The sequence below is a fragment of the Methylobacterium sp. Leaf94 genome, from assembly GCF_001426045.1.
Taxonomy (GTDB): domain Bacteria; phylum Pseudomonadota; class Alphaproteobacteria; order Rhizobiales; family Beijerinckiaceae; genus Methylobacterium.
The window spans coordinates 26,649-53,305 of sequence record NZ_LMRM01000005.1 but is presented as its reverse complement, the minus strand read 5'-3'; the positions used below and the strand labels follow the sequence as shown (position 1 = coordinate 53,305).

General features: G+C 70.5%; 25 protein-coding genes. 13 read left to right on the top strand and 12 right to left on the bottom strand.

Annotated features, from left to right (window positions below):
* The first annotated feature begins 49 nt into the window (after positions 1 to 49).
* Both ASG63_RS04365 and ASG63_RS04360 read left to right on the top strand, forming a co-directional pair.
* The gene (locus ASG63_RS04365; RefSeq protein WP_056212460.1) at positions 50 to 2,035 is read left to right on the top strand and encodes a right-handed parallel beta-helix repeat-containing protein; all 1,986 of its coding nucleotides are present in this window, start codon (positions 50 to 52) and stop codon (positions 2,033 to 2,035) included.
* A 210-nt stretch (positions 2,036 to 2,245) separates the two neighbouring features.
* Complete coding sequence (locus ASG63_RS04360; RefSeq protein WP_056212459.1) at positions 2,246 to 3,211, top strand: UDP-glucuronic acid decarboxylase family protein; 966 nt, start codon at positions 2,246 to 2,248, stop codon at positions 3,209 to 3,211.
* Positions 3,212 to 3,229: 18 nt separating this feature from the next.
* On the opposite strand, the gene ASG63_RS04355 is transcribed toward ASG63_RS04360, so the two are convergent.
* Together ASG63_RS04355 and ASG63_RS04350 are read right to left on the bottom strand one after the other, a co-directional pair.
* Positions 3,230 to 5,341, bottom strand: coding sequence for a GumC family protein (locus ASG63_RS04355; protein WP_056212457.1), 2,112 nt, complete (start codon positions 5,339 to 5,341; stop codon positions 3,230 to 3,232).
* Between the two features lie 155 nt (positions 5,342 to 5,496).
* On the bottom strand, positions 5,497 to 6,894 hold the full coding sequence (locus ASG63_RS04350) for an O-antigen ligase family protein (RefSeq protein WP_056212455.1): 1,398 nt from the start codon (positions 6,892 to 6,894) through the stop codon (positions 5,497 to 5,499).
* 427 nt (positions 6,895 to 7,321) lie between these two features.
* On the opposite strand from ASG63_RS04350, the gene ASG63_RS04345 reads away from it, so the two are divergent.
* On the top strand, positions 7,322 to 8,383 hold the full coding sequence (locus ASG63_RS04345; protein ID WP_056212453.1) for a helix-turn-helix domain-containing protein: 1,062 nt from the start codon (positions 7,322 to 7,324) through the stop codon (positions 8,381 to 8,383).
* Positions 8,384 to 8,423: 40 nt separating this feature from the next.
* On the opposite strand, the gene ASG63_RS04340 is transcribed toward ASG63_RS04345, so the two are convergent.
* The gene (locus ASG63_RS04340) at positions 8,424 to 9,728 is read right to left on the bottom strand and encodes a lipopolysaccharide biosynthesis protein (RefSeq protein ID WP_056212451.1); all 1,305 of its coding nucleotides are present in this window, start codon (positions 9,726 to 9,728) and stop codon (positions 8,424 to 8,426) included.
* A gap of 22 nt (positions 9,729 to 9,750) precedes the next feature.
* Positions 9,751 to 10,752 (bottom strand): lipid II:glycine glycyltransferase FemX, encoded by a 1,002-nt coding sequence (locus ASG63_RS04335; RefSeq protein WP_056212449.1) that lies wholly within the window; start codon positions 10,750 to 10,752, stop codon positions 9,751 to 9,753.
* A 200-nt stretch (positions 10,753 to 10,952) separates the two neighbouring features.
* Here ASG63_RS04335 and ASG63_RS04330 point away from each other — a divergent pair, with 200 nt between their 5' ends.
* Together ASG63_RS04330 and ASG63_RS04325 are read left to right on the top strand one after the other, a co-directional pair.
* Positions 10,953 to 11,732: a polysaccharide deacetylase family protein gene (locus tag ASG63_RS04330; protein WP_056212446.1), complete on the top strand. Its 780-nt coding sequence runs from the start codon at positions 10,953 to 10,955 to the stop codon at positions 11,730 to 11,732.
* An 8-nt stretch (positions 11,733 to 11,740) separates the two neighbouring features.
* The gene (locus tag ASG63_RS04325; protein WP_056212685.1) at positions 11,741 to 12,865 is read left to right on the top strand and encodes a glycosyltransferase family 4 protein; all 1,125 of its coding nucleotides are present in this window, start codon (positions 11,741 to 11,743) and stop codon (positions 12,863 to 12,865) included.
* Positions 12,866 to 12,878: 13 nt separating this feature from the next.
* Here ASG63_RS04325 and ASG63_RS04320 read toward each other — a convergent pair whose 3' ends face one another.
* Entirely contained in the window at positions 12,879 to 13,703 is an 825-nt protein-coding gene (locus ASG63_RS04320) for a WecB/TagA/CpsF family glycosyltransferase (RefSeq protein WP_056212444.1), read from the bottom strand.
* 71 nt (positions 13,704 to 13,774) lie between these two features.
* Positions 13,775 to 15,040: a glycosyltransferase family 4 protein gene (locus ASG63_RS04315; RefSeq protein WP_244472733.1), complete on the bottom strand. Its 1,266-nt coding sequence runs from the start codon at positions 15,038 to 15,040 to the stop codon at positions 13,775 to 13,777.
* A 672-nt stretch (positions 15,041 to 15,712) separates the two neighbouring features.
* Between ASG63_RS04315 and dps the strand changes: the two genes are divergently transcribed.
* Positions 15,713 to 16,267, top strand: coding sequence for a DNA starvation/stationary phase protection protein Dps (gene dps, locus ASG63_RS04310; protein WP_056212442.1), 555 nt, complete (start codon positions 15,713 to 15,715; stop codon positions 16,265 to 16,267).
* Positions 16,268 to 16,456: 189 nt separating this feature from the next.
* Here the strand turns inward: dps and ASG63_RS04305 are convergent, their stop codons facing one another.
* The 3 genes from ASG63_RS04305 to arsH form a co-directional block, all read right to left on the bottom strand.
* Entirely contained in the window at positions 16,457 to 17,338 is an 882-nt protein-coding gene (locus ASG63_RS04305) for an esterase/lipase family protein (protein WP_056212440.1), read from the bottom strand.
* Between the two features lie 111 nt (positions 17,339 to 17,449).
* Positions 17,450 to 17,701, bottom strand: a complete 252-nt coding sequence (locus ASG63_RS04300; protein ID WP_056212438.1) for a DUF2171 domain-containing protein — start codon at positions 17,699 to 17,701, stop codon at positions 17,450 to 17,452.
* Between the two features lie 84 nt (positions 17,702 to 17,785).
* On the bottom strand, positions 17,786 to 18,583 hold the full coding sequence (gene arsH, locus ASG63_RS04295; protein ID WP_056212436.1) for an arsenical resistance protein ArsH: 798 nt from the start codon (positions 18,581 to 18,583) through the stop codon (positions 17,786 to 17,788).
* A 47-nt stretch (positions 18,584 to 18,630) separates the two neighbouring features.
* Here arsH and ASG63_RS04290 point away from each other — a divergent pair, with 47 nt between their 5' ends.
* The 4 genes from ASG63_RS04290 (at position 18,631) to ASG63_RS04275 (ending at position 21,235) form a co-directional block, all read left to right on the top strand.
* Positions 18,631 to 18,978: an ArsR/SmtB family transcription factor gene (locus ASG63_RS04290; protein ID WP_056212433.1), complete on the top strand. Its 348-nt coding sequence runs from the start codon at positions 18,631 to 18,633 to the stop codon at positions 18,976 to 18,978.
* Positions 18,978 to 19,403 carry an arsenate reductase (glutaredoxin) gene (gene arsC / locus ASG63_RS04285; protein WP_056212431.1) on the top strand — a complete coding sequence of 142 codons (426 nt, stop codon included), beginning with the start codon at positions 18,978 to 18,980 and terminating at the stop codon, positions 19,401 to 19,403. The genes ASG63_RS04290 and arsC overlap by 1 nt, the downstream gene beginning before the upstream one ends.
* 129 nt (positions 19,404 to 19,532) lie before the next feature.
* Complete coding sequence (locus tag ASG63_RS04280; protein ID WP_056212429.1) at positions 19,533 to 20,828, top strand: arsenic transporter; 1,296 nt, start codon at positions 19,533 to 19,535, stop codon at positions 20,826 to 20,828.
* A gap of 113 nt (positions 20,829 to 20,941) precedes the next feature.
* The gene (locus ASG63_RS04275; RefSeq protein WP_156394066.1) at positions 20,942 to 21,235 is read left to right on the top strand and encodes a hypothetical protein; all 294 of its coding nucleotides are present in this window, start codon (positions 20,942 to 20,944) and stop codon (positions 21,233 to 21,235) included.
* Positions 21,236 to 21,237: 2 nt separating this feature from the next.
* On the opposite strand, the gene ASG63_RS04270 is transcribed toward ASG63_RS04275, so the two are convergent.
* The 3 genes from ASG63_RS04270 to ASG63_RS24975 all read right to left on the bottom strand — a co-directional run bounded on the left by ASG63_RS04270 (position 21,238) and on the right by ASG63_RS24975 (position 22,567).
* On the bottom strand, positions 21,238 to 21,618 hold the full coding sequence (locus ASG63_RS04270; protein WP_056212425.1) for an energy transducer TonB: 381 nt from the start codon (positions 21,616 to 21,618) through the stop codon (positions 21,238 to 21,240).
* A 254-nt stretch (positions 21,619 to 21,872) separates the two neighbouring features.
* Positions 21,873 to 22,298: a DUF3291 domain-containing protein gene (locus ASG63_RS04265; RefSeq protein WP_244479813.1), complete on the bottom strand. Its 426-nt coding sequence runs from the start codon at positions 22,296 to 22,298 to the stop codon at positions 21,873 to 21,875.
* Positions 22,299 to 22,363: 65 nt separating this feature from the next.
* Positions 22,364 to 22,567 carry a hypothetical protein gene (locus ASG63_RS24975; protein WP_156394065.1) on the bottom strand — a complete coding sequence of 68 codons (204 nt, stop codon included), beginning with the start codon at positions 22,565 to 22,567 and terminating at the stop codon, positions 22,364 to 22,366.
* 477 nt (positions 22,568 to 23,044) lie between these two features.
* On the opposite strand from ASG63_RS24975, the gene msrA reads away from it, so the two are divergent.
* The 3 genes from msrA to ASG63_RS04250 all read left to right on the top strand — a co-directional run bounded on the left by msrA (position 23,045) and on the right by ASG63_RS04250 (position 26,631).
* Positions 23,045 to 23,563 (top strand): peptide-methionine (S)-S-oxide reductase MsrA, encoded by a 519-nt coding sequence (gene msrA, locus ASG63_RS04260; RefSeq protein WP_056212422.1) that lies wholly within the window; start codon positions 23,045 to 23,047, stop codon positions 23,561 to 23,563.
* 601 nt (positions 23,564 to 24,164) lie between these two features.
* Positions 24,165 to 25,382 carry a tyrosine-type recombinase/integrase gene (locus tag ASG63_RS04255; RefSeq protein ID WP_056212419.1) on the top strand — a complete coding sequence of 406 codons (1,218 nt, stop codon included), beginning with the start codon at positions 24,165 to 24,167 and terminating at the stop codon, positions 25,380 to 25,382.
* A gap of 478 nt (positions 25,383 to 25,860) precedes the next feature.
* Positions 25,861 to 26,631 carry a hypothetical protein gene (locus ASG63_RS04250; protein WP_056212417.1) on the top strand — a complete coding sequence of 257 codons (771 nt, stop codon included), beginning with the start codon at positions 25,861 to 25,863 and terminating at the stop codon, positions 26,629 to 26,631.
* Positions 26,632 to 26,657 lie beyond the last annotated feature (26 nt).

The following is a 26,657-nucleotide window of genomic DNA, read 5'->3' as shown; positions in this document are numbered from 1 at the left end:
CCGTCTCCGGGCCGGCCTCGCGGCTATCCTCCTCTCCGCGACCCCGCGCGTGGCCCACGCGGCCGAGCCCGTCGTCATCACGGTCGATCCCCAGTCCGGCGCAGCCGCTCCGAAGCGCGCCGTCGGTCACGCCGTCGTCGCCACCCTGCCGGAAGCCCTGGCCCTGCGCCGCACTTGGCAGAAGGCTTGGCGCCGATCCGATCCGCGTCGCGCGATCGAGATCGCCTTCGCACCGGGCCTGCACCGTCTCGCCGAGCCTGTCCGGTTCGGTCCCGAGGATGGCGGCACGGCCGCCGCCCCCCTGGTGGTGCGCGGCAGCCCGGACGGCACCAGCCGCCTCGTCGGCTCCATTCCCCTGCAGTTCGCCCCCGGCGGCATTCCCGCCGATCTCCTCGCGCGCCTGCCCCCATCCGCCCGGGCCCAGGTCCGCGCCTATCGGCTGCCGGCGGCGGCCGGCCTCGAATCCCGTATCCAGGAACCCCGCACCCTCGCGCAGCGCGACGCCCGGGTGAACCTCGCCGTCTTCGACGGGGCCGGGGCGCTCTGGCCGGCGCGCTGGCCGAATGCCGGCTGGGCGAAGGTGGCGGCCGCCTCCGACGACGCGGCCGGCTTCACCACCTCGGACGGCCGCGCGGCCGGCTGGCGCGGCGAGCCCGACCTGTGGGCCGAGGGCTACTGGCACTGGGACTGGCTGTTCGAGACCTTTCCGGTGGTCGGCCTCGATGGAGCGGCCAAGCGCCTGACCCTCGGGGATCGGCCCTATGAGGGCATCGCCCGGGGCGCCCGCTACCGCATCGTCCACGCGCTCGCCGAACTCGATGCGCCCGGCGAATGGTGGCGGGACGTGGGCTGGGGCGTCCTCCTGGTCTGGCCGCGCGATCCCGCCGCCGCGCCGGAGGTGGCGGTGACCGACACCTTGCTGGCGGTGGAGGGCGCGTCGCACCTGCGTCTCGAAGGGCTGACCCTCGAACAGGCGCGCGGCGACCTCGTCCGGGTCGCGGACGCGACCGACGTCGTCCTGTCCGGCGTGAATCTGCGCCGGACCCCCGGCCGGGCCCTGTCGATCGCGCGCGCGACCGCCAGCGGCCTCGAGCGCAGCAACGTGGCGGAAACGGGTATCGGCGCCCTGCGCCTGTCGGGCGGGGACCGGGCCAGCCTGACCCCGGCCGGGCTCTTCGTGCGGGATTGCCGGATCCGCGACTACGCCCAGGTGGCACGGACCCAGAGCCCGGCGATCACCCTCGACGGCGTGGGCCAGGTGGTGGAGGGCAACTACATCCACGACACCGACGAGTACGCCATCCACTTGCGCGGCAACGACCACCGGGTCGCCTGGAACGAGATCGCCCGGGTCCTGTCCGGCTCGACGGACAGCGGCGCGATCTATTCCGGCCGGGACTGGACCGCCCGCGGCACGGTGATCGAGCACAACTACCTGCACGACATCCGCGCCGCGCCGGGCTTCGAGATCAAGGGCGTCTATCTCGACGACATGGCGAGCGGCGTCACCGTGCGGGACAACCTGTTCGTCCGGGTCGACCAGCCCGTCTTCCTCGGCGGCGGCCGCGATAACCGCGTCGTCGACAACCTGTTCGTGGACTCGAGCCCGGCCATTCACGTCGATGCCCGCGGCCGGACCTGGGCCCGGGACGCGATCGCCGACCCGCAATCGGAGCTGCGGGCGGCCTTCGCGGCGATGCCGGTCGGCTCCAAGCTCTGGCGCGCCCGCTATCCCGGCCTGGCCACGATCCTCCAGGACGATCCGGCGGCGGCGCGCAACAGCCTGACCGGGAACGTCTTCCTGGACAGCGACCCGTTCCGGTTCGCCGACGGCGCCCGGGCTGACGAGCAGGTCCGGTCCGGCAATCGTGGCCCGGACGGCCTGCGCCTGCCCGCCGACGCCCCCGCACAGGGTGCAGCGCGCTTCGGCACGGTGCTCGACGCGGCGGGCGCGGTGGTGCGGCAGGCGGATCTCACGCGGCTGGACCGCGACGCGCGGCTCGCCCCCTCTCCTCCGTCCCCGGCGGAACGATAGCCCCGAACCGCGGGCGGCCCCCGGTCGGTCTCCGGCCGGGACGCATCGGGGCCTGCGCGGCCGCGTTCGCCGCGGAGACATCGGTCGCGCGGGTCGATACGGTGGCGGACGCCCCATGATCGCGGCCCCGCTGCGCCTTCGGGTCGCGCGCGCCGGACCCCGGCGACCACGACGGCATCATCCTGCAATGCGAGGCGGTTCGGATCCGGCATGCGATACGGCGAGACGAAGACGGTGCTGGTCACCGGCGGGGCGGGCTTCCTGGGCTCCCACCTCTGCGAGCGCCTGCTGGAGCAGGGCCACGAGGTGCTCTGCGTCGACAACCTCTTCACCGGGTCCCGCGGCAACATCGCGTCGCTGCTCGACAATCCCCGCTTCGAGTTCATGCGCCACGACGTGACCTTTCCGCTCTACGTCGAGGTGGACGAGATCTACAATCTCGCCTGTCCCGCCTCGCCTGTGCACTACCAGTTCGATCCGGTGCAGACGGCCAAGACCAGCGTCATCGGGGCGATCAACATGCTGGGGCTGGCCAAGCGCCTGAAGATCAAGATCTTCCAGGCCTCGACCAGCGAGGTCTACGGCGACCCCGAGGTGCACCCGCAGCCGGAGGAGTATTGGGGCCGGGTCAACCCGATCGGGCATCGCTCCTGCTACGACGAGGGCAAGCGCTGCGCCGAGACGCTGTTCTTCGACTACCACCGACAGCACAAGCTCTCGATCAAGGTGGCGCGGATCTTCAACACCTACGGCCCGCGCATGCACCCGAACGACGGGCGGGTGGTGTCGAACCTCGTGGTCCAGGCCCTGCGCAACGAGGACATCACGCTCTACGGCGACGGCTCGCAGACCCGGGCCTTCTGCTACGTCGACGACCTCATCGACGGCGTCCTGCGCCTGATGGCGACCGGCCCCGCCGTGACGGGCCCGATCAACCTCGGCAATCCGGGCGAGTTCTCGATCCGCGCGCTCGCCGAGCTGGTGATCGCGCTGACGGGCTCGCGCTCGCGCATCGTCGCCCGCCCGCTGCCCGCCGACGATCCGCGCCAGCGCCGGCCCGACATCGCCCAGGCCAAGGCGCTCCTCGACTGGGAGCCGACCGTGTCGCTGCGCGAGGGGCTGATGCACACGATCGGCTATTTCGACCGGCACCTCGGCGCCGACACCCCCGCCTGACGGGGGTGTTCCGGCGCCTCAGTCGAGCGCCTCGGCCCCGGTGAGCACGAGGCCCACGAAGGGGCGCGGGCCGATGGCCGCGAGCGCCCGGTCGAGGGTGGAATAGCGGCTCTGTCCGTGCCGGACGGTGACGAGCACCGCCGTGACCCGGGGATCGGCCGCCAGGCGCTCGGCGATGGCGTCGGCCCCGATCAGGCCCACATGGATCACCACGAGGTCGTAAGCGTCCTGGGTGCCCAGGATGCTGTCGACGTAGTGGCGCAGGTCGCTGCGCGCGGTCTGGCCGTCCTGCGGGATGAGGGCGAGGCCCGAGCGGTGGCGCACCAGCACGTCGGAGAGGTCGGATCGGCCCGGAACCGGGGCCCCGCCCCGCCGGGGCGGCAGCCCGACCTCTCGGGTCACGGTGCCGTCGGCGGAGGCGTCGACCAGGAGGACGCGCTCGTTCTCCTGGGCGGCCGAGGCGGCGTAGTCGAGGGCGAGCATCGAGCGGCCGGCGACGTCGTCGGCGGAGGTGACCACGATCACGTGCGGGCGCTTGGCCGGCAGGTCGCGCCGCAGGCGGTTGCGCAGGCGGGTGATGGCGACCTCGTAGGGCCCGCTGCCCAGGCGGTCCGTCCCGTTGCGGGCCCCGCGCGGCAGGGTCGGCAGGAGCCCGAGGACGAGGCGCTGGGTCCGGGCTTCGAGGCGGGTGCGCGACCGGATGCGCCCGCTGAACTGCTCGGCCATCAGGCTGCCGCCGACCCCGAGGCCGAGGCCCGCCACGAGGGCGGCCGCGAGGACGAGGGCGGCGGGCGGCCCCTGGCGCCGGGTCGGCGGCAGGGCCGGCGAGATGATGCGCGAGGTGGAGGTGTCGAGCTGCTGCTGCTCCTGCAATTCGCGGGTGCGCACCAGGAAGGCCTCGTAGACCCCGCGCCGGGCCTCGACCTGGCGCTCCAGCTCGCGCAGCTTCACGAAGCTGTCGCCGACCTTCAGGGCCTCGGCCTTGCGCTTCTCCAGGGCCTGCGAGAGCTCGGTGACGTTGGCGAGGCTGGCGCGGTACTCGTTGCGGATGGCCGCGCCGATGCGCTTCACCTCGGCGTCGATCTGGTTGCGGGCGCTACGCACCTGCACGTCGGAGGCGTTCATCGCCGGGTGACGCTCGCCGAGGCTGAGGGCCGCGTCGGCGCGCTGGCGCTCGGCCTGGGCGAGCTGGCTCCGCAGCTGCCCGATGGTCTGCGACTGCAACACCTCCTGGATCGAGTCGAGCTTGGCCGGGTCGCCGCCGGCGGCGCCCTCGATCTGGCGCAGCTTCGCCTGCTGCTCGGCAGCCTTGGCACGGGCGGCGCCGAGCTGGTCGCTGAGCTGGCCGAGCTGCTGCTCACTGACGAGCTGGGTGCGCGTGCCCACGAGGTTGTTCTTTGTGCGGAAGGCCTGGGCCGCGGTCTCGGCCTGCTGGACGCCGTCGCGCAATTCGCCGAGGCGGCTGTTCAGCCCCTCCCGCGCCCGGCGGATCGCCTCGGAGCGGGTGCCGATCTCGGTGGCGAGATAGGTCTCGGCGATGCTCTGGGCGAGGCGGGCGGATTTCTCGCGGTCGTTGGACGAGACCGAGACGTCGACCGCGAAGCTGCGCTCCAGGCGCCGGGCCGACATCCGGTCGCGCAGGGCCCGCAGGGCGGTCAGGGCGGGGTCGGCCTCGGGCTCGGCGGGGCGCCCGAAGAGGTGCCCCACCCAGGCGCGGAAGCGGTCGAGGGCGCCGGGCTCCACGAAGTCCGGGTCGGTGGCGAGGTGCTGCGTGGCCACGACCTTGCGCAGGACGTCGTCCGACTGCAGCACCCGGAGCTGGCTGTCCACGAGGAGCAGGGTGGATTCGTTGGCCTGGCCCTGCGGGTTGGCCTCATCCTTCAGCACGGCGAGGCCGCGCGGGTCGATGAGGAGCTGGACCGTCGCGGCGTACTGGGCGGGCAGGGCGAGGTAGCCCGCCGCCAGGCCCAGGAGGACGAGGATCGGCAGGATCACGGTCGGCCAGCGGCGGCGCAGGATGCGGCCGACCTCGCCCATGTCCAGGAACCAGGGCAGCGACTCGCGCGACGGCTCGGTGCCGGCACCGAGGTGCTGCAGGATCGCAGGGGGGGCGCGTTCGATGACAGCCATGGACGCTTTCCGTTACGCAATCGGCGAGGGCTGGGGCCCGGGGCCGCCCGTGTCCCGCCCTGGGACACCGCGGTCCGCCGAGTCCCGGCCCGGTCGGTCGATCCGGCTGATTTCGGCACGTCGCGCGCCGAAGGCCGCCGGGTGGAGGGCGCGTTTCATGAAATGCGCCACGTGCTCGGGAGGCCGGCCTCGGGGGCGGGCGGGCGCGCAACCGGCGCGGGCGCCGGGGCGCGGGGATAGGCCGGCACGCGCCCGTCCGGCGGCAGCTGGACGCGGATGAAGGCGAGCAGGCCCGCGAGCGCCAGGACGTTGACGTTCCAGTCCTGGAAGATCCCCGGCGTCGTCATGCCGTTGAGCACCAGCATCAGCACGGAGGCGGCCACGAAGCGGCGCCCGCCGAGGTCGAGCTTCATGCCCCAGGACAGGGTGGTGAGCAGGACCACGAGGGCGAAGCCGAGGCCGATCAGCCCAGTGCCGGCCCAGGCGCTGAGGAACATGTTGTGCGAGCTGGTGATGAAGACGTCCTCCCGCCCCAGGGTCTCGGCCAGGGCGGTGGTGGGGATCAGGAGCTGAATGAAGCGGTCGCCCGCCGAGAAGCCCGATCCGGCCAGCCGGTCCTGGGTCGCCGCGATGAAGGTCGGCCAGAAGGTCGAGCGCCCGGTGCCGTTGGCGAGCTCGATGGCGGGCTTCTGCAGGAGGGTGGCCAGGAGGTCGAGGAGCGCCGGGAAGGCCGCGAGGTCGAGCATCAGCAGGACGAAGCCCACGATGGCCAGGAGGGCGCCCGCGATGCCGAGGCGGCGCAGGACGGCGTGGCGCGAGGACATCAGCAGGGCCGGGCCCACCGCGACGAGGGCGCCGGTGCTGGCCGCCGAGCCCGCGATGACGAAGCCCGCGAGGGCGAGGGCGAGGTAGGTCCGGCGCCGGCGCTCGGGCGGCCGGAAGATCACCAGGAAGCCCAGCATCGCGCAGACGAAGGGCATCATGTTGTTCTTGGCGGCCGAGAACACGATGCCGTGCGCCAGGCTGTCCAGGATGATCGGCAGCACGGCGACGAGCCAGGCCACGGTGATGATCGCCAGGAGGTCGGCGAAGCGCCGCTCGATGTCGGTCCGGTCGAAGATCACGATCGAGGCGTGATAGAAGATGAACAGTTCGGCGCTGCGATAGAGGGTGTAGGGCGGCACGATCGACCAGGCGGCGCTCAGCGTGTTCACGCCGATCATCAGGGTGAAGGGCAGGTAGGGCATCGCGAAGGGCAGCAGCGCCACCCGCCGGTCGAGGGCGATCTTTCCGAACAGGTAGAGGCCGGTCAGTCCGGTGAGCACCAGGGTGATGATGTTGGAGGCGCTCAGTCCTTCCTCCAGCACCGCGTTTCCGTCTTCCCGCGGCACCGTGAAGACCAGGGGCATGAACGCGAAGGTGCAGACCAGCACCATCGGCAGCACGAGCCGGGCATCGAGCGGGCGAACCGCCGCCGCGAGCCTGCGCCGGACCACGGGATAGAGCATCGTGAACCAGGCGGGGATCGCCAGGACGAGAAACAGGTTCAGCACGCGTGTTCCTCCCTGGTGGCCTGCGGGTCCGACGCTGACGACACTTCCGGTGTGAAGCGTTTCATCGATGTGAATTGCTCCCGAAACGCGACCGGACTTCGACAATATCGTAAATGCCGGCCGAACGGTCTCGACGACTCTCGGTCGCAGAAGACACAGGCGGGGAAAAGCTTGTGGACGACTGACCCCGGCTCGCTTGCCCGGCATCGACCTCGACACGGAGGGCCCGGCCGGCCGGCGAATCCTAGCAAAGAGGCCATCTCCTCCAATGGCGACGCGACGAGCCGGGCCTCTCGACGAACTTGTGCTTGTCTAAGCCTGCCCTTTGAAAGTACGGACACAACACAGGCCGGGGCTGGGCGAGTCGGGCGGGCGTCCCCAGTCCACGACGGCCCTCGACGCGGCGCCGACCCTCGAACGAGATGCGATGTCCGAGAAGTCCGCTCCGGGAGATCCCGCATCCGAAAATCCCGCGTCCGACGATCAGGCCGCCGCGATCCCGTGCGACCGGTTCCGCTTTCCCGACGATCCGGACCGGTGGGCGCGCGCCTGGGAGGAGCATCTGGCGTCGATCTACGCGGTGACGGTCGCCCGCGATGCCGACCTGTCGGCGGGCTTCGGCCTGACGACCTACCATTTCGGGTCCGTGCTGCTCGGCAGCGTCTCGGCGCCGGTCCAGCGCCTGGAGCGCAACGCCCGCATGATCGCGCAGCAGGGCATCGACCACATCCTCCTGCAGTTCTACACGGTCGGGCAGAGCAGGGTGGCGAATGGGCGCCGGGCCGCCGCGGTGAAGCCGTGGCAGCTGGTCGTCTTCGACATGGCCCAGCCGGTGGTGACCGAGGCGGAGGCCGTCTGCGCCACCAACATCATGCTGCCCCGCGCGCTCCTGGCCGAGCACGGCGCGACGATCGAGGGCCTGCACGGCCAGTCCCTCGATTACGGCGGCACGCCGGTGCGCCGGCTGTTCCACACCTTCCTGTCCGGGCTCGCCGCCTGTGCCGGGGGTTTGAGCGCCCATGAGGCCCACCACCTCGCCCGTTCGGCCGCGCACCTGTGCAGCGCCTGCTTCCAGCCGGAGGAGGGCGCCGCCCGTGCCGCGGACCAGCTCACCGGCATCGCGATCCGGCGCTTCATCGAGGCGGAACTGGGCTCGGAGGCCCTGGATGCCCAGGCGATCCTCGCCCGGTTCGGCCTCTCCCGCTCGAAGCTCTACCGCCTGTTCGAGGCCGAGGGCGGGGTCGCCGCCTACATCCGCGAGCGGCGCCTGTTGCGCGCCATGCGCCTGCTCACCGCCCCCGGCGGGACGCCGCGCGTCTCGTCCGTGGCCTACGCCACCGGGTTCTCCAGCCAGAGCGCGTTCAGCCGCGCCTTCAGCCGGCGCTTCGGCGTCCTGCCGCGGGAGACGGGCCTGGGCGAAGCCTTGTCCGGCATGGGCCGCGAGGCCCAGCCGCCCCTGTTCTCCTGGATGAAGACCCTGGCGGCCTGACGCCGACGGATGCGGGTCTCCGACGGGTCCGGCCGGGGGCTCAGCCGCCCCGGGCCGAGCGTCGGCGCAGGGTCAGGATCAGGTGGGTCGCCGACACCGCGTGCCCGATCGTGATGACGAGGGCCGCGCCGGTGATGCCGTCATAGGCGATGAGCGGTACCATGATCGCCAGGGAGACGACCAGGCTGACGACGAAGGCGCGGAAGACCGGGCCGGTCTCCTGGATCGCCCGGAAATACTGGGTCACCATATCGCGCAGGAAGATGCAGGCGACCGCCAGCGCCAGGATCCGTACGCTGGCGGCGTAGTCCGCGAAGGCCGGTCCGAAGACGAGGGTGAGCCAGGTCCCCGCCGGAAGCGCGATGGCGAGGAGGAGCAGGGCGACGACCGGGCCGAGGGTCAGCGTCGCCTTCTCGAGATAGGCGCGCAGGGCTCCCTCGCCGCCGGTCTCGTAGGCCCGCGCCGCCGCCGTGGGCAGGATGTTCTCCGTGGCGGTGAGCAAAATGATGACGAAGCCCACGAGGTACTGCGCCGCGCGCAGGCCGCCGATCGCCTCGTCGCCGAGCATGATCCCGGCGAGGATCCAGGCCATCTGCTCCTGCCCGAAGGTGACGAAGACCAGGGGGAACATCCAGCGGCCGATGCCCCAGTGCCGGCGCGCCACCGGCCCGAGGCGCAGGGCGCGCCGGGGGGCGCGCCAGATCCCGTAGGCGAGGGGGGCGGCGGTGACGAGCGCGGTCCCCGCCAGGGCCGCGGTGGCGAGGGCGGCGTCGAGGGGCAGGCCCGCCCACCAGGCCGCCCCGAGCACCAGGGGGAAGGCGACGGCGCGGCCGGTGTCCATCGCCACGGCGACGAGGCCGCGCCCCCGGGCGAACAGCGTCCGGCGGACGGTGAGCTGGAGGTTCTGCGCCAGCGCGAGCCCGGCACCGGCGAGGACCACGCCCCACTCCACGGCGTGGTGGCGCAGGGCGAAGATGCCCACGAGGGCGAGGGCCACCCCGGCGGCGGCGACGAGGGCGGCCAGGAGGGCCGCGGCCAGGACGGTGGCGTCGTAGGTCGGGGCCGACCGGCGCCCCTGCGCCGCGAGCGTCATCATCGGGGCGGTCACCAGGGCGTTGTGCAGCCCCTGCGCGAAGGCGGTGACGATCAGGATCAGGACGAAGAGCCCGAATTCCTCGATGCCGACCAGGCGTGCGGTGACGATGCCGCTGACGAAGCCGAAGCCGCTGACGACGGCCTGGTCGAGCAGGGAGGCCAGGGCCGGACGCCGGGCGAAGCGCCGCGCGCGGGCGACGAGCCCGGCCTCGTCGCCGAGGGGCTGGATCACAGGAGCTTGCGGGACCATCGACCTCCGGGGGATGCCTCGCTCAGCGATAGGACAGGAACGCCGCCGCGGCATCCCGCAGGCGGGGGGTGCGGCCATAGATCCAGCGCGGGCCGCTCAGGGCCGGCCGCTTGCTCAGGCCGTGCTTGAACTCGAATACGCCGCGGTTGCCCGCCGGGTCGATGCCGCCGAAGTCGAAGGTCTCGCGGCCCTCCGCATGGGCCTGCTCGACGAAGCGCCAGACCGCCAGGGTGGGCGCGGCGCAGGCCCGGGCCCGGTCGTTCGAGGCCGTGTAGAAATCGGTGAAGCGCCGGCCCGAGACGTGGGCGATCCGCACCAGGACGCGCTCGCCCTTCTCCCGCACCTCCAGGATGCGGTGATGGGGATCGCGCGCGACGAGGTCGCGGAAGAGCGGTCCGTCGAGGCTGTCGCGGAATCCCTTCTGGGCCTGCAGCGCGCCGTACATCGTCCAGAACGCGTCGAAGGCCGCGAGGCGCTCGTCGAGGTCGGTGAGGAAGCGGGTGGTGAGATCCGGGTTGCGCTCGGCCTTGCGCAGGGCCTTGCGCCAGCGCTGGTCCATCGCCTGCAGGAGCGGCGCGGTGCCCCCCGTGAGGTCGAGTTCCAGGGTGAAGTACTTGGCCGACTGCGCCGGCACGAAGCCGTGGCCCAGCAGGGCGAGGAGGATGGCGTCGGACTGGAAGTGCTCGAAGCTCACCGCCAGGAGATCGAGGCGCCCGAGGGCGAGGTGCTCCAGCAGGAGGGCGACCACCGCCTCGGCGTGCTTCTCGCCCTTCTCGGTGAGGAGCGGGCAGCCCTGGAGCAGGACGAACCGCACGAAGCCCCGGCGCTTCACCTGAACCTGGATCAGCCCCACCGGCGCCTCGCTGGCGTCGCGCACGATGAGACGCGTCACGGCCCAGCCGACCTGAGACTTGTACGCGCCCCACATCCACGAGGCGAAGACGTTGCCGTTCGGCAGAGCCCAGATCGCTTCGTCCCAGACGGCCGGATCCAGGCAGGGACGGATGCTCAGTACCGCGCTCATCGGAGCTTCATATCTCGTGTCCTCGACGCATCCCTCGCGGGACGGGCCTTCCTACGGCGAAACGCTTGTCATCCCTTCCTGCCGACCGGAAATCTCCCGCCCAGACTGCGAAGATCCTTAATTTAACGCTGTTGGCGAATGCTGCCGGGGATTGGTGTCCCGTCCGTGCCGCTCGGCCGCGAAACTGCTAACGTCTCGGGATGCCGAGGACGCTCGAACACTTCATCCGCGACACGCCCGTCCTGCGCGAGGCGGCCCTGCGGGTGCGGGCGCTGTCCCGGTCGATGGCGGCGGCGCCGGCGGGTCTCTACACCCTGTGCTACCATCATGTCGCGCCGGGCGAGCAGGCGGGCTTCGCCCGGCAGATGCGCTTCCTCGGCCGCCACGGCACGTTCGTCACGGCGGACCGGGCCGCCGACCTCGTCGCGAACGGCACGGCCGGGCAGGGCCGCCACTTCCTCGTCAGCTTCGACGACGGCTACGCCGACACCCACGGGGTGGCGCTCCCCGTGCTGCGGGCGCTGTCGATCCCCGCGATCGTGTTCCTGGTCAGCGACTGGGTCGACGCGCCCCCCGGCGGGGACCGGGCCGGCTACATGGACCGCGCCGCCGTGGCCGACTGGCTCGCCGCCGGGCTCGACGTCGGGTCGCATTCGGCGAGCCACCGCAACCTCGGGCGTCTCGCGGCGACGGAGGTCGCCGGGGAACTGGGTCGGTCGCGCCGGGACTTGGAGGCGATGACCGGCCGTCCGGTCCGGCACTTCGCCTGCCCCTGGGGCGTGGCCGGCACCGACTTCGACCCGGGCCGCGACCCGGCCCTTGCCCGCGACGCCGGCTACCACAGCTTCCACACCACCCGCCGGGGCGTGGCCCGGGGCCCGGAGGATCTGCTGCTGATGCCCCGCCACGTCCTCGAACCCGCCTGGGGGCTCTACCAGATCGATGCCCTCGTGGGCGGGCCGACGCGCGCCGCCCGATGATCCACGCGATGAGCCACCGCGCATCCGGGCGCCGCGACGGACCCGTCGTCATCGTGATCGGCGCCCGCGCGCCCTACATGCACCGCCTCTACGAGCGCCTGGGAGCGACCCTGGACCGGCCGCTCCACGTCCTCGCCTGCAGCGCCCGGGAGGCGGCCCGGCACTGGGAGATGCCCGAGCCCGAGGCCTATCGCTTCGCCGTGGTGCCGGGGCTGCGCTGGTACCGCAGCGCCGTGAGCAACCTCTACATCAACCCCGCCATCGTGCCGCGTCTCGCGGCCCTGCGGCCCAGCCTCGTCGTCGTCAACGACTTCGCCCCCACCATGCTGATGGCCGTCGCCGCGGCGCGGTGGCTCGGGGTGTCCTACGGCCTGCGCACCGACGGGGTGCCGGAGACCGATCCGGGCCGGCGCTCGCGGCCGCACCGGGCGATGCGGCGCCTGCTGGTGCCGGGGGCGCGCTTCGGCCTCGGAGCGAGCGCCGGCAGCCTCGCGCTCCTCGAAGGCTACGGCCTCCCCGCCGACCGCCTCGCCCTGGCGCCCCTCTTCCCCGCCTGGGAGCCCGGCCCGGCCGCCACGACGCCGGAGACGGAGCGCCCCTACGACCTCCTGTTCTGCGGCATCCTGAACGAGGACGTGAAGGGCGCGCGCTTCTTCACCGACGTCGTCCTTGCCTGCCAGGCCCGGGGCCGGACCCTGCGGGTCCGGGTCGCGGGCGACGGCCCCCTGCGGGCGGAGATGGAGTCGCGGCTGGCGGCGGCCGGGATCGCGGCCCAGTTCGACGGCTTCGTGCAGCAGGCCGACCTCGGGGCCGTCTACGCCTCGGCGCGCCTCTTCCTGTTCCCGAGCCGCGGCGACGTCTGGGGCATCGTGCTGCAGGAGGCCCTGCAGAGCGGCGCGGCGGTGCTGGCCTCGCCGCATTCGGGCGCGGCGCGCGAGCTCGTGGCAGCCTGGGATTGCGGCGAGGTCCGCCCCCTGACGGTGGCGGGCTGGGCCGAGGCGGCCCTGGCGCTCCTCGACGATCCCGCCCGGCGCGCGACCTATCGCACCCGGGCCGTCCCGGCCCTGGCGCGGTTCTCCCTCGAGGCCGCGACGGGGGCCTATCGCGCGGCTTTGGCCCCCGCACTCGGCTGAGGGGCGCCCGGTCTCAGACCGGTCGGACCCCGCCCGGGCGCGGGGCGCGCTTGGCGCAGCGGGCCCGGTCGAGGGCCACGATGGCGAGGAAGCGCGGCACCACCTGGGCGTAGCGGGCGCGCAGGCGCCGGGGCTCCTGGATCAGCCGGTAGAGCCATTCGAGGCCGCACCAGGTCATCAGCCGGGGCGCGCGCGGGATCGTGCCGATGTTCACGTCGAAGGCGGCCCCGACCCCCATGGCGATGACGCCGGGCAGGGCGGGCGTGTGCGCCTGCATGAAGAGTTCCTGCTTGGGCGTGCTCAGGCCGATCCAGAGGATCTGGGTGCCGTTGGCGCGCAGGCGCGCGTAGAGGTCCTGGGCCTCGGGCTCCGTGAGCGGCCGGTAGGGCAGGGTCTCGGCCCCCGCCACGGCGAGGCCCGGCGCGCGCCGGGCCATCTCGGCGGCGAGCTTCTCGGCGACCCCCGGCCCGCCGCCGAGGAAGTAGTGGCGCCAGCCCGCCTCGAGTCCCGCGCGGCACACCGCCTCGACGGATTCGATGCCCGGCACCTGCGCGATGGCCGTGTGGCCGCGCAGGCGCCCGACCCAGGCGAGGGGCCGCCCGTCGGCGCAGACCAGCAGGGCGGCGTCGTGGGCGGCGCGCACCTCCGGCTCGTCCTGCGCCCGCACGATGCCGTGGGCGTCGCGGAAGACCACGAAGGTCCCGGGAGCCGGAGCCTGCCGGCTCAGGCGGCGCCGGAGCGCGGCGACCAGGCCGGCCATGTCGGTGATCGAGATCGGAACGCCGCCGAGGAGGAAGTGGGGGACGTCCGGGTCGTGGCCCCAGGCGCGCACGGGCATGTCATGGTCCGGTGTGAGAGGGCGCGAAGTCAGAGGGCGCGAAGTCAGGGGGCGCGAAGTCAAAGGGCGCGTCATGCGGCAGCCCGGGGCATGGCGGCGGAACGGGTGGCGATGGCTTCGCGGTAGATCGCGAGGGCGCGCGCGGTGACGGCGTCCTCGGTCCAGTCGCGCTCGTAGGCGAGGCGGGCGTGGCGCCCCATCGCCCGTGCGGCGTCGGGGTCGTCGACGATGCGGTCGAGGGCCTGGGCGAGGGCGTCGGGATCGCGGGGCGGGACGAGGAGGCCGGTGCGGCCCTCCGTCACGAGGTCGGCGAGGGCGCCGATGCGCGCGGCGACCACCGGCGTGCCGAGGCTGAACGCCTCGGCGATCACCATCGGCAGGCCCTCGTACCAGTGCGAGGGCACCACCAGGGCGGCCGCCCGCGCCATCGCGGCCTGCACGGCCGTGGGGTCCTGCGGGCCGAGCAGGGTCAGGCCGGGCTCGCGGGCGAGGGCGTCCGCCTCGGGCCCTTCGCCGATGACGGTGATCGGGGCCCGGGTCAGGCGCGCGGCCGCCCTCAGGGTGCCGACGCCCTTCTCGGGCACGAGCCGTCCGACGAACAGGATGCCGGCCCGGGGGCCGCGTGCGTCGAGGCCCGGATCGGCCAAACCGTTGGGCTTGATGCGGATGCGGCTCTCCGGCAGCCCGGCGGCGAGGAAGCGGGTGCGGGCGAAGGGCGTCAGCGCGATGAAGCGGTCGACGTCCCGTTCCCAGGTGCCGGCGCGCCGGTGCACGTCGATCATCCGCGCCACGGCCAGGGACCCCAGGCGGGACCCGCGATAGCAGGCGTGACGCACCGCCTGGTAGGGCGAGCCGGTCACGCAATCCTCGCAGGGGCGGGACTCGCGCATGAGGATGCCGTTGGCGCAGGTCACGCGGAAGTTGTGCAGGGTCTGGACGGTGGCGACCCCCTCGGCCCGGACCGCGGCGTGCATGCCCGGCGACACCTGCGGGAAGACGTTGTGCGCGTGCACCACGTCGGGGCGGAAGGCGCGGACGGCCTCCACCACGGCGGCGATCCCGCGCGGGGCGTGCGGCGCTTCGTAGGCGGTGCGCAGCCGGTCCCAGCCCGTCCGGATCGCGGCATTGTCGAAGAACAGGGTCTCCACGACCTGCCCGGCGCGGCGCAGGCTCGCCACCTCCTGGGCCACCACCGAATCCTCGCCACCGCGCACCTGATAGCGGTTGTGAACCACGAGGATGCGCAGGGGCGCGGCCGTGACGGGGCCCGCGGGCGTATCCCGCCGGTCCGGAAGCGCTGTGGTCGGGCGACGCTGTGCGACTTCTGGTTCCATCATCGCAGGATGCCAAGCCACGGAGAATGGCAGCGGGGCTGCCGGCGAAGAGCGAGACGATCGTGACGTGATCGTCGGTGTTTTGCAAGAATAACAGCGTGTCCTTTAAGATTTCACACCGCGGAACGACAAGCATTGTAAACTGCCGTTCACCAAGATCTTACCAAGTTTGATTGCGTTGCGGCAGAACCCGTCGACCACCATGCATCGCCCCGAATTGTGGGCCCCTCGGCGAGTCGTTTCGCGGTCGGGCCAGCGACAAAGAGTCGTCGTTCAAGATCAGGGGAGCGCCTTGGACTGTCAGTCCGGCCTCTCCGGGGCCAACGCCGTTTCAGCGTGGCCGTCCGCGCCGGTGGTGCGAAAGCCAATTTATGGTTGACGATCGCCCGCCCGTGCCGCGCCGGCCCGGTCGTGCGGGATTCGGGCCGGATCGGATCGGCCGGCCCATGCGGGAATCGCATGCCGCGGGGTGTGATCCCCGCAGATCAGGGATGCGCGACCACAGGGCCAGGAACATGGGCCGGGGCCTGTCGTTGATGGGGCAGACTGATCGCACGGGCGGCGCATCCCGCCTGCCCGAGATCATGTTCCGCCGACATCGGAGGCTCGGCGTCGCGACCGCGCAGGCTGCGGGATGAGCGACGCGCCTTCCATGAGACTTGAAGGACGAACCGAATGGCCGATTCCAAGACCCAAGCCGGAAACCAGCGTCTCCACGAGACCCAGAACGGTACGAAGTCCAACGCGAAGAAGGTTTCGATCGAGGTGCTCAACGCGCGCCTGTCGGACGGGATCGACCTCGCCCTCGACGTGAAGCAGGCGCACTGGAACCTGAAGGGACCGCAGTTCATCGGCATCCACGAGATGCTCGACGGATTCCGGACCGAGCTCGACGACTACAACGACAAGGTCGCGGAGCGCATCACCCAGCTCGGTGGCACCGCCCGCGGCACCGCCCACGCGGTCGCATCGGCCTCGCAGCTGAAGGCCTACCCCCTCGACGCCTACGCGATCGCCGACCACCTGGCCGCACTGATCGACCGCTACGGCGTCTACGCCAACGCGGTGCGTCAGAACATCGACGACACCGACGAGGCCGGTGACGCCGGCACCGCCGACCTCCTCACCGAGGTGTCGCGCGGCGTCGACAAGCAGCTCTGGTTCCTCGAGGCCCACGTGCAGGAGCCGACCGGCGCCCTGCGCGACGGCGACCACGCCGGCCAGCGCTGAGCGTCAGCCAAGAACCGACGGATCGGGGGACGCCACGCGGCGTCCCCTTTTTCGTGGGCGGAATGCCGTGAACGGACGAGCGATTCCCTTCGGTGGTCGCAAGACCTCCCAACCAACGTCCGGCGTCCTGTGCGGGTCTCGTCTCCTTCTGGGAGAGGGAGCGCCGTTGCGTCTCGCAGGGGCGGCCGGTCACCGACGCCGTCCGACCGCCCCGGTCTCCAGAAATCCGCTCGCGATCCGCGAAAACTCCGGCGTGCGCAGGTAGCCGTAGGATTTGTGGTGGTTCGCCTCGCCCGTGGGCCGCCGGTAATCGTTCACCACCCGGTGATCGGCGATGGCGACCCCGGTGTCGCTGGGAGCGTAATCCTCCGCCAGGGTGCCGGTGACGGTGGCGATGTCGTTGCCGTCGGCGAGGTTGGTCCAATGCTTCACGTTGTTCGGCACCCGGGTGGCGCCGAATTCGCTCGCGATCTTCATCTTCACCTTCGCGAGACCGAGGGGCGAGCCGACCGTGATCAGGTGGTCGACGCGCAGGTCCGGCGCGTCGCGCTCCAGCTGCCGCAGGACGTCGTAGGCGATCACCGAGCCCATGGAATGGGCGACCAGCAGGATGCGGTGGTCGCGAAATGCGGCGAGGCGCTCGCTCAGGCGGGTCCGGACCTCCGCCGCGAAGGCGCGTTCGCCGTGGTAGTGCCAGAGATCGTCGAAGCGGTGCTCCAGGATGACGTCGTCGACGAGGGTGACCCCCGTCAGCCCCTCGATGCGGTCGATCCCGGCATACAGGGTGGCCAGCACGTCCTGACTCGTCAGCCTCGGTGCATCCTCCTCGGCGGGGAGGGGGTCGGAGGTCGCCTGGGGGCGGTAGGGCTCGGCGAGGGCGTCGCTGGCCAGCGGCGTCTCGTAGCGCAGGTCGGCCCAGTAGACGAAGTCGAAGGTGAACGCGGCGCCGTCGACGCCCTCGTTGCGCGCCAGGCCCTCGGCGATGGCGTCCCGCCACCAGCGCGTCTTCTCATCGACCGGCGGCTTGTTGGCCAAGCCGTGGATGCCGACGATGACGCTGGGCCGTTCCATGATGTCCGAGGGCGTCCTGATCGTGGGGGGCGGTTCTGCCGCGCTCACCGGGGAACTAGGGTCGATGGCGCGGCCGGCGACCGGGCGAAAGGTCGCCCGGCGGGAGGGCGCTCAGCCGGCATCTTCCCAGTAGCCCCGGACATCGGCCGCCGTGGCGGTGAGGTGGACCTGCTCGTCAACCCGCTCGACCCAGGACAGCGGCAGCAAGTGGTGGCGGCCATGGGCCGCCGGATCGGACCGCGTCAGCTTGATAAGGGTATCGCCCTCCATGTGGTCGACCGTCCCGACATGCAGTCCGTCCGACGATCGCACCTCCATGTGCGCCGCGATCGCCTGCGCCGTGATCTCCGATGGCTCTGCCATGTCGCCTTTCCGCCTTGGACCCTTCGTGCCACAACGGCCAAGCGCCGCCCTGGTTCGACCCCGCGGGCGCTTCGCCACGGGGCCTCAGGCGGGCCGCTTCGTGAAGCCGATATCCGCCGCCACCGCCCGGAGCCGCTCCGGCTCCCGCTCCTTGCGCTCCGAGTAGCGGTCGACGAGGTAATCGGCCCGCTCGCGGGTCAGGAGCGTGAACTTCACGAGTTCCTCGCAGACATCGACCACCCGCTCGTAAAGCGGCCCCGGATTCATCCGGCCGGCGGCGTCGAACTCCCGGTAGGCCATCGGCACCGAGGACTGGTTCGGGATGGTGATCATTCGCATCCAGCGCCCCAGGACGCGCAGGCCGTTGACCGCGTTGAAGGATTGCGAGCCGCCGGACACCTGCATCACCGCCAGGGTCCGCCCCTGGGTCGGGCGCACCGAGCCCTCTGACAGGGGTAGCCAGTCGACCTGGGCCTTCATCACACCGGTCATGGCCCCGTGGCGCTCGGGGCTGACCCAGACCTGGCCCTCGGACCAGACCGAGAGGGCGCGCAGTTCCTGCACCTTGGGATGGTCGGCGGTCGCGTCGTCCGGCAGCGGCAGGCCGTGCGCGTGGTAGATCCGCACCTCGCCGCCCATGGCCTCCAGGAGGCGCGCCGCCTCGTAGGCCAGGAACCGGCTGAACGAGCGCTCCCGCAGGGACCCGTAGAGGATGAGGAAGCGCGGCGCGTGGGTGAAGGTTTCGCGGATCCCGAGGTCGGCGGAGGTCGGGACCGCGAAATGCGTCGCGCTCAGGGCCGGCAGGCCATCGGCGAAGGGCCGCGGTGGCCCGGCGCGATCGGTCTCGTCCCCATCGGTCGTGTTCGGATCGGTCTTGTCCAAGGGCTCGGCATCCTCTACGTTTCAATGATGTTTGAAACATTGACATCATGATGGACGAGGGGCAAGCCGTCGCCGCCTTCGCGGCCCTCGGCCAGGAGCACCGCCTGCGCATCGTGCGCCGCCTCGTCACCGCCGGGCCGGACGGCCTGGCGGCGGGGCTGCTCGCGGAGGCGGTCGGGGTCTCTGCGACCAACCTGTCGTTCCACCTCAAGGAACTGAGCCGCGCCGGCCTCGTCACCGCGCAGCGCGAAGGCCGCTCGATCCGCTACCGCGCCGCCTACCCGGACCTGTCGGCGCTGATCCAGTTCCTGATGCGCGATTGCTGTCAGGGCCGCCCCGAGGTCTGCGCCCCCGCCGTCGCCGCCCTCTCGACCTGCTGCCCGGAGCCCGCCTGATGGACGTCGTCATCTACCACAACCCGGCCTGCGGCACGTCCCGCAACACCCTCGGCCTCATCCGCAACGCCGGCCTTGAGCCGCACGTCGTCGAGTACCTCAAATCGCCCCCGACCGGCGCGCTGCTGCGCCGCCTCGCGGAGCGGGCGGGCCTCACCCTCCGCGATCTCCTGCGCGAGAAGGGGACGCCCTATGCCGAACTCGGCCTCGACGACCCGACCCTCAGCGACGACCAACTCCTCGACGCCATCGCGGCGCACCCGATCCTCCTCAACCGGCCCCTGGTGGTGAGCCCCCTGGGCGTCGCCCTGTGCCGACCCTCCGAGACCGTGCTCGCCCTGCTTCCGCCGCAGCGCGGGGCCTTCGCCAAGGAGGATGGCGCCCCCGTCGTCGATGCCCAGGGGCGGCCGGCCACGAGACTCTGATCCCGCCGGGGAGCAAGACCTCGCCGGGGAGCAAGACCTCGCCGGGGAGCAAGACCTCGCCCCGGTGAAAGAACTCGCCCGGGTGAAAGAACTCGCAAGATTTCGTCGCGACACCAACAAGAAACGCCGATGCTCGCCCTCGCCATCTTCGTCGTCACCCTGGTCCTCGTCATCGTCCAGCCGCGAGGGCTCGGGATCGGATGGAGCGCCCTCGCGGGGGCCGCCGTCGCCCTGGCCACCGGCGTGATCCAGCCCGGCGACATCCCGGTGGTCTGGCACATCGTCTGGGACGCCACCTTCACCTTCGTGGCGCTGATCGTGATCTCCCTCCTCCTCGACGCGGCGGGCTTCTTCCAATGGGCCGCCCTGCACGTCGCCCGCTGGGGCGGCGGTCGCGGTCGCCGGCTGTTCCCCCTGGTGATCCTGCTCGGCGCCGCCATCGCGGCGGTCTTCGCCAATGACGGGGCCGCCCTGCTGCTCACCCCGATCGTGCTGGCGATCCTGCTCCGGCTGGATTTCCCGCCGGCGGCCGCGATGGCCTTCATCGTCGGCTGCGGGTTCGTCGCCGATTCGACCAGCCTGCCGCTGGTCATCTCGAATCTCGTCAACATCGTTTCGGCGAATATCTTCGGCATTTCCTTCGGCCGCTACGCCGCCGTGATGGGGCCGGTGAACCTCGTGTCCCTGGCCGCGACCCTCGCGGTGCTGTGGCTATTCTACCGGCGCGACCTCGACACGACCTACGCGGTATACCGTCTGGACCCGCCGGCCTCCGCCATCCGCGACGCCCGCGTGTTCCGGGCGGCCTTCCCGCTTCTCGCCGTGCTCCTCGGCGCCTACTTCGTCACCGCCCCGTTCGGCGTCCCGGTCTCCGCCGTCACCGGTGCCGGCGCGCTCCTTCTGCTCGCCCTCGCGAATCGCAGCGGCGTGATTCCCCTGCGGAAGGTCCTCGCCGGGGCCCCCTGGCAGATCGTGCTGTTCAGCCTCGGCATGTACCTCGTGGTCTACGGCCTGAAGAATGCCGGCCTCACCGAACTCCTCGCCCAGAGCCTGGTCCGGCTCGCCGAGGCGGGCCCGGTGGTCGCCACCCTCGGCACGGGCGTCGCCGCCGCCCTGCTGTCCTCCGTGATGAACAACATGCCGAGCGTCCTGGTTGGGGCGCTGGCGATCCAGCAGCCCCACGACCTGTCGCCCCTGACCCGCGAATTGATGATCTACGCCAACGTCATAGGCTGCGATCTCGGCCCGAAATTCACGCCGATCGGCAGTCTCGCGACCCTGCTGTGGCTGCACGTCCTCGACGCCAAGGGCCACCGCATCACCTGGGGCCAGTACATGCGGGTCGGCCTGCTCATCACGCCGCCGGTCCTGCTGGCGAGCCTCCTCGCCCTGGCCCTCTGGCTCCCGCATCTCGGGACGCCGTGAGCCGCCCGCGGCCTGCGCCGCGGCGCGAAATCGCTCGGCGACCAACAATCGTGAATGCGCGCTCCGGCCCGATGCCGGACCCTGTCCGCTCACCGAGGCTCCGAGGGGGTCCCATGAGAGCGGCGTTGGAGGAGGGTCTGGCGGCCCTGGAGCGGATCATCGCCACGGCCGAGGAGCGCCGGGTCGACCAGATGATCCGGATCGCCGTTCTCCTCGCCGAGGAACAGGACCCGACCGACGCGCAGGACGCATTGCGCCGGACCGAGCGCCTCCTCAAGATCATGCGGACGCAACGGACCCTGCTGATCGGCGTCCATCCGGTGCCAACCGACCCCGTCGGGCAAGTCGATGACTCCCTCGCGGCGGTCCTGTCCGGTCCGGCGCCTGACCGCGCCGCACGCCTGTAATCTCACCGCTGCACCTGGAGCGGGAAGCTGAGTTCCGTGGTGCCGGCCGGGGTCAGAAGCGGCGCGGGCGGCGGGCCGAACGGCCCGGCTGCCCGGACCAGGCTCCGTGCCCGCTCATCGAGATCCGGCACGCCGGAACTCCGCTCGACCTCCACCCGATTGACGAAGCCGTCGGCCGCGATCTGGACCCGCACCACCACCGTTCGGCGCCCGCGCTTGCGCCCGGCGGGGGCTGGGCCCCGCTCGGCCATATCGATCTTCGCGAGGACCGCCGACACCCAGCCCGTCACCTCCGACGAGGGGCGCTCCCGTGCCTCGAGCCCCGCGCCGCTCAAGAGCGTCGCGCCAACGCTGATCCAGCCGACGACCGAGCGCAGTCTCATCGTGGGTACTCCAGCACGCTGCCGTCAGAACGTTCGACCGGTCCGGCCCGCCGGGCCATCCACCCCGCGGCGCCGATTAAACACAAACGGCGCAGGGCCTTGAGGCCGCTGCGCCGCTGGTTCTGGCCGCCGAGGGGGCGAAGGCGGCCGCAGGTGTGATGCGCCCGGATCGCCCGCGCGGATGTGCGCCTAAACACGCCCAGTGCGACGTGGCCGGTTGCGGTTGCATCCACGGCGGCTTTCGGGCCTGTCCCTCACGGTGCCGAGGGTTTGATCGGCCCGCTCCGCGTCAGGCGCGGTGGACGATAGTCCAGAGTTGCGTGATGCGGACTGGGGTGCCGCACCTGGGACGGGCGTCCGTCCGCGCGCATCCGCTGATCCGCTTCGGCCCAGGATGGTGGGCCGGCCCCGGGCTGCGTCCAGTGGACCAAGGAAGCTTCGTCACACCAATGGATCAGCTTCGGCATCGCCTGCCGATGCGCGCCGGCCATCATGTAACGGCGCATGGCAGCCTCGTCGTCCCACACCGTCATGGTCCAGAAGGTCCAGGCATGATCGGCCAGGATTGATCCCGCCCGGAACCCGGCCGCCTGCCGCGCCTGTCTCTGCGTGCGGACGGCGTGGACGGCAAAGCCCGGCAGGAACCGAACCGAGCGGATTCTCAAGCGCGTGATACTCACGAAGGGCACGTCATGCAGTCCCCGGTTACCTCTCGTTGCGACGGTTCTTCAGGCAGATTAGACCATCAGCCGACCGAGCGGGAATTCGTCCGCCGCATGGTCCCTTCCTGTGGTTGCGGACCGATCCGGGCTTCTACGCCGTTCTCGCTTTCGACATGCCAATGATCAAACGCTGGCAACGTGCCGAACGGCACGGTTTTTCCGGTTGTGAGATGCCGGTTCGACATCGCGTTACAAGCCGCATCTAGCCGCAACTTGATGGAGACCATGCAAACCCGATTGGACGGCGCTACGGATCCGCGTGTTGCTTCGTTTTGGCTGCACTTGTTATGCGCGCCGAAGCCGTTGCTTCGCCTACGGTTACGCTGTGCGTTAAGGCATTTGGCGGGCGTCGCTGCCGACGCGGTACCCTGTGGACATCAACCCCCCGGCGGCGACATCACCCGCGTCTCCAGCGGGTATGGCCGCCAACCCCCTTTGCACCGGAGGAGAACGCCGAGCAGGACAGCTTCCCGGTCTGGCAGTCCGGCCGTACCTCTGGGGGGACGTCTCGGTCACCCCGCACATCGGGGTAGGGGATATCGAAACACCCTGACTGCACCCGCCCGCCGCACCGCGCGACGCGGCGGCAGGTCCAAACTCATCGCGACGGTGTCCCGCGACATCATCGAACGGCGGCAAAAGGCGCTGCGGCACCCTATCTATTCACCAGCGACGTCAGGCGTCGATCCGGGAGAGAGGGAACCATGAGCCATGAACGCGCAGTCCTCGCAGGAGGATGCTTCTGGGGAATGCAGGATCTGATCCGGCGGCAGGAGGGCGTCGTGTCGACCCGTGTCGGCTATACGGGGGGCGATGTTCCGAACGCAACCTACCCGAACCACGGCACACATGCGGAGGCGATCGAGATCATTTTCGATCCCGAGCGGACGAGCTTTCGCCGGGTGCTGGAATTCTTCTTTCAGATCCACGATCCGACAACCCCGAATCGGCAGGGAAACGATCGTGGCCTAAGCTATCGCTCGGCGATCTATTACGCCGATGACGCTCAACGCCGGGTCGCCGCGGAGACCATCGCCGATGTCGATGCATCGGGTCTCTGGCCCGGGAAGGTCGTCACCGAACTGGCTCCCGTCGGGCCTTTCTGGGAGGCCGAGCCTGAGCACCAGGATTACCTCGAGCGCCGCCCCGACGGCTATACGTGTCACTTCATCCGCCCGAATTGGCGGCTTCCTGTAAGGACGCCCACTTCGCAGAATGCCTGACCGTCGAGGATCCCTCTGATTTACCTTGCCCGCAGGCGATGGGATCGGTTGGCGGACTGGCTGGACGTCTGTCCGACGGCGAGGTCCTGGGGCCGCCTAGCTGGATTGGCTACGTCAGCACGGGTATCGGTCCAATTGCGGTAGTTCGCGAACGCTCCGGCGCTGCGAAGACGGGCCAACCGAACCTCCAGACCGCAGGACAGCCCCGCTGCCGCGCAGACGATCCCGTCGACCTCCGGACGAGGATCGCTCGGCGCGGTGGTTCGGTCTCGGGTCGATCGCGTCGTGACCGGGAGGGGCCTTCCCTTGTCGATGCGCTTTTCGAGGCACGCTGAGAGCCGAGACTTCGCGATGCCGATCGACCGACCGGCATGATTGTAGTGCTGCGAAAGGAGGAAGTGGTGCCGCAAGAGGGATTCGAACCCCCGACCCCCTCATTACGAATAGTGTCGCACCCGGTCCATGGGGGTATCGGGAGGTATATCCGGCACCCCTCAACACTCTGTTTCTGCTGATTTAATCGGGATACCGTGGGATATATGGCGTCCGGCAGGTTTGCGAAAACCGTGCTGCCCATGTGCTGCCCACGGGGTTCTGATCGATGAAACAGAAGCTAACCGACGCTCTCGTCGCAAAGGCGGCTCTGCCGCCGAGCGTCGTCGATCTGGTGCTCTGGGACAGCGACGTATCCGGCTTCGGCCTGCGCATACGTCCCGCCGGAAAGACCTGGATCCTCGCCTACCGCCCGGCCGGTGCTGGCCGGCGTGCCTGCACCAAGAAGATGAAGCTGGCGACACTCGGTGCAATCGCCAAGGTGTCTGCCGCGCGCACGCTGGCCCAGATAGAGCTCGGACGAATTGCGTCGGGCGCTGACCCCCTGGCCGCGCGTGCTCAAAACCGCATTCGCGAGAAAGCTCGCCTGGGCGACCTGCTCGATCGCTACGACCGGCACCTCGAGCGACGGCAGTACGTGAACCGTAAGGACGTGCTGGTCATGCTGCGCTCGAGGATGGCGCCACTCCTGAATCGCGACGTGGCAACCATCACCGGCGCCGAGTTCGCGAAGATCACCGACGCCATCAGGGAAAAGGGCCTGCACGGCGCGGCCGCGCATTTCCGCACGCTCTGCCGGGCGTTCCTAACTTGGTGCGTTGCCGACGCGAAGGTGCTGCCGGTGAACCCGCTCGCTGGGCATCGGAAGGAGCGGGCCACACGCGCCGACCGCCTCGCGAAGACGGAGAAAGGTCGAGCCCTGTCTGACACCGACCTGGCCAAAGTGTGGGCCGCAGCCGGTCCGGATTCGACCGCCGGCCGGCTGATCCGCTTCTATATCCTCACCGGCTGCCGGCGTGGGGAGGGGGCCGGTATCACGTGGGCGATGCTCAAGACGGGCACCGCCGTATTCGAGCTGCCTCCGGTCTTCGTGAAGCAGGGTCGCGGGCACAAGGTCCCCGTGACGGCCCAGCTACAGAGCTTGCTTGATTTCTGCCACAGGGACGCCCGGTCCGATCTCGTCTTTCCGTCCGTCCGGACAGGCGGCCCGATGAGCGGCTGGACGAAGCTGGTCGCTAGCCTGACGAAGGCCTCAGGCGTCGAGTTCACGCTGCACGATCTGCGCAGGACTTTCCGAACCGGCTTGTCTCGGCTCGGTGTCGATGTGGACACCGCAGAGCTCGCCCTGGGGCACGCGCGGGCGGATCTCGAAGCAATCTATAATCGGGACGAAGGGCTTGATCGCCTCCGGGATGCCTTCGAACGGTGGGGTGCGTTTGTGGCTTCGCTACCAGCGACTGCCGAAGGGCAGAGAGTGGCGGCTTGAAACGGCGCTGCGTGTTAGGGGTCAGCTATCATGCTGAGTAAGCAATAGAAAAGACGATGTTGTATGTCACCTGTATGTCACCTTACGGAATACACGGTGAGACCTTGACGAACCAAATAATACTTTAATATACTGCGGTCGCCGCGCTGCCCTGAGTATCTGTGAATCGCGAACCTGAAGCGGCTCAACCTTCATCGCAACGATGACGGACGACGCATGCGCGTTCCGTTTCACAGGAGAGCTGTATGTCAGCGAGCGCAGCCCCATGCGCCGGCGCAAGCCCGCGTGCCGTACCGGATATCGAAAAACTACCTGGCGAAGCGCTGATTACCCGGCAGCAACTTGCGGCAGTGAGCAGCTTCGCTCTCATCACCCTGAAGGTGTGGGCGAAGCAAGGCCGCGGTCCTCGTATCACCGTCGTGGAAGGTCGCCCCCGCTACCGCGTGCGCGACGTCCGCGAGTGGATGGGAGTAGCGCCATGAGCGGCCGACGCCACTACTCCTCCTTCGCCAAGAAGCCCGTCGCCGGCACGGTCTTCGACTTCCACGTGGCCGCGACGGAGATCTGCGATGAAGAGCCGATCCCGTCGATCGGGTGGTCTCCGGTGCCGATCACCGAAGACATGGCGCCTCAGATGCGGAGCTTCTGGGAGCGGCGCAATCCGCTACTTGTATCGATCGGCAAGCAGATCGAGGACGAGGCAATCGCGAAGCTCGCGGCAGTCGGCGTGCCGGCATCGAAGCTGACACCGCCGTTTTCACCGGAAGTCGAAGCCCTGGTCGCAGACTATGTCCGCGGTGTGCGTCACGGCTTCTTGCTAAAAGACGAGACGTTCAATCGCCCGCCGGCGACGAGATCGGATCTTACCGACCTGCAGCCACATCACAGGGTGATCGTCGGCGCTTGGCTCAGTCGCGGAGGCTCGACGAAGGCCGCCGAGGCGCTGAATGGCGGTTTGCCGACAGGTGTCAGGGGTGGCCTGAATCGCAACCACGTCGACCGGGTGATGCACGCCTTCAAGCGCCTGCCCGGTCGCACGAGGATAGTCTTTCAGGCCGAAATCCTTGTGTTCTCGACGAGCTTCCTCGGCCTGGAACGCGTGCGACTGGATGCCAGCCCGCGCCCCGAGTTCAAGGGGCTCCGGGGTCGTGAGCTGGCCGAGGCAATCCACGAGAGCCGTGATCTCTGGAGCGTCATGGATCGAGCCGTGTCGACGATCCCGCGCTCGCAGATCCCGAACGTAGCCTGATCGACGGACGCGCGATCTGCGGCCTG

What these genes read in the sequence shown, in the direction of transcription:
- ASG63_RS04300 (WP_056212438.1), bottom strand. Translation starts at nt 17,701, where the DNA reads ATGGCAGAGCCATCGGAGATCACGGCGCAGGCGATCGCGGCGCACATG.
- arsC (WP_056212431.1), top strand. Translation starts at nt 18,978, where the DNA reads ATGGACGTCGTCATCTACCACAACCCGGCCTGCGGCACGTCCCGCAAC.
- ASG63_RS04325 (WP_056212685.1), top strand. Translation starts at nt 11,741, where the DNA reads ATGAGCCACCGCGCATCCGGGCGCCGCGACGGACCCGTCGTCATCGTG.
- dps (WP_056212442.1), top strand. Translation starts at nt 15,713, where the DNA reads ATGGCCGATTCCAAGACCCAAGCCGGAAACCAGCGTCTCCACGAGACC.
- ASG63_RS04355 (WP_056212457.1), bottom strand. Translation starts at nt 5,341, where the DNA reads ATGGCTGTCATCGAACGCGCCCCCCCTGCGATCCTGCAGCACCTCGGT.
- ASG63_RS04335 (WP_056212449.1), bottom strand. Translation starts at nt 10,752, where the DNA reads ATGAGCGCGGTACTGAGCATCCGTCCCTGCCTGGATCCGGCCGTCTGG.
- ASG63_RS04340 (WP_056212451.1), bottom strand. Translation starts at nt 9,728, where the DNA reads ATGGTCCCGCAAGCTCCTGTGATCCAGCCCCTCGGCGACGAGGCCGGG.
- ASG63_RS04280 (WP_056212429.1), top strand. Translation starts at nt 19,533, where the DNA reads ATGCTCGCCCTCGCCATCTTCGTCGTCACCCTGGTCCTCGTCATCGTC.
- ASG63_RS04270 (WP_056212425.1), bottom strand. Translation starts at nt 21,618, where the DNA reads ATGAGACTGCGCTCGGTCGTCGGCTGGATCAGCGTTGGCGCGACGCTC.
- ASG63_RS04275 (WP_156394066.1), top strand. Translation starts at nt 20,942, where the DNA reads ATGAGAGCGGCGTTGGAGGAGGGTCTGGCGGCCCTGGAGCGGATCATC.
- ASG63_RS04315 (WP_244472733.1), bottom strand. Translation starts at nt 15,040, where the DNA reads ATGATGGAACCAGAAGTCGCACAGCGTCGCCCGACCACAGCGCTTCCG.
- ASG63_RS04330 (WP_056212446.1), top strand. Translation starts at nt 10,953, where the DNA reads ATGCCGAGGACGCTCGAACACTTCATCCGCGACACGCCCGTCCTGCGC.
- ASG63_RS04305 (WP_056212440.1), bottom strand. Translation starts at nt 17,338, where the DNA reads ATGGAACGGCCCAGCGTCATCGTCGGCATCCACGGCTTGGCCAACAAG.
- msrA (WP_056212422.1), top strand. Translation starts at nt 23,045, where the DNA reads ATGAGCCATGAACGCGCAGTCCTCGCAGGAGGATGCTTCTGGGGAATG.
- ASG63_RS24975 (WP_156394065.1), bottom strand. Translation starts at nt 22,567, where the DNA reads ATGGTCTCCATCAAGTTGCGGCTAGATGCGGCTTGTAACGCGATGTCG.
- ASG63_RS04320 (WP_056212444.1), bottom strand. Translation starts at nt 13,703, where the DNA reads ATGCCCGTGCGCGCCTGGGGCCACGACCCGGACGTCCCCCACTTCCTC.
- ASG63_RS04290 (WP_056212433.1), top strand. Translation starts at nt 18,631, where the DNA reads ATGATGGACGAGGGGCAAGCCGTCGCCGCCTTCGCGGCCCTCGGCCAG.
- ASG63_RS04345 (WP_056212453.1), top strand. Translation starts at nt 7,322, where the DNA reads ATGTCCGAGAAGTCCGCTCCGGGAGATCCCGCATCCGAAAATCCCGCG.
- ASG63_RS04360 (WP_056212459.1), top strand. Translation starts at nt 2,246, where the DNA reads ATGCGATACGGCGAGACGAAGACGGTGCTGGTCACCGGCGGGGCGGGC.
- ASG63_RS04255 (WP_056212419.1), top strand. Translation starts at nt 24,165, where the DNA reads ATGAAACAGAAGCTAACCGACGCTCTCGTCGCAAAGGCGGCTCTGCCG.
- ASG63_RS04250 (WP_056212417.1), top strand. Translation starts at nt 25,861, where the DNA reads ATGAGCGGCCGACGCCACTACTCCTCCTTCGCCAAGAAGCCCGTCGCC.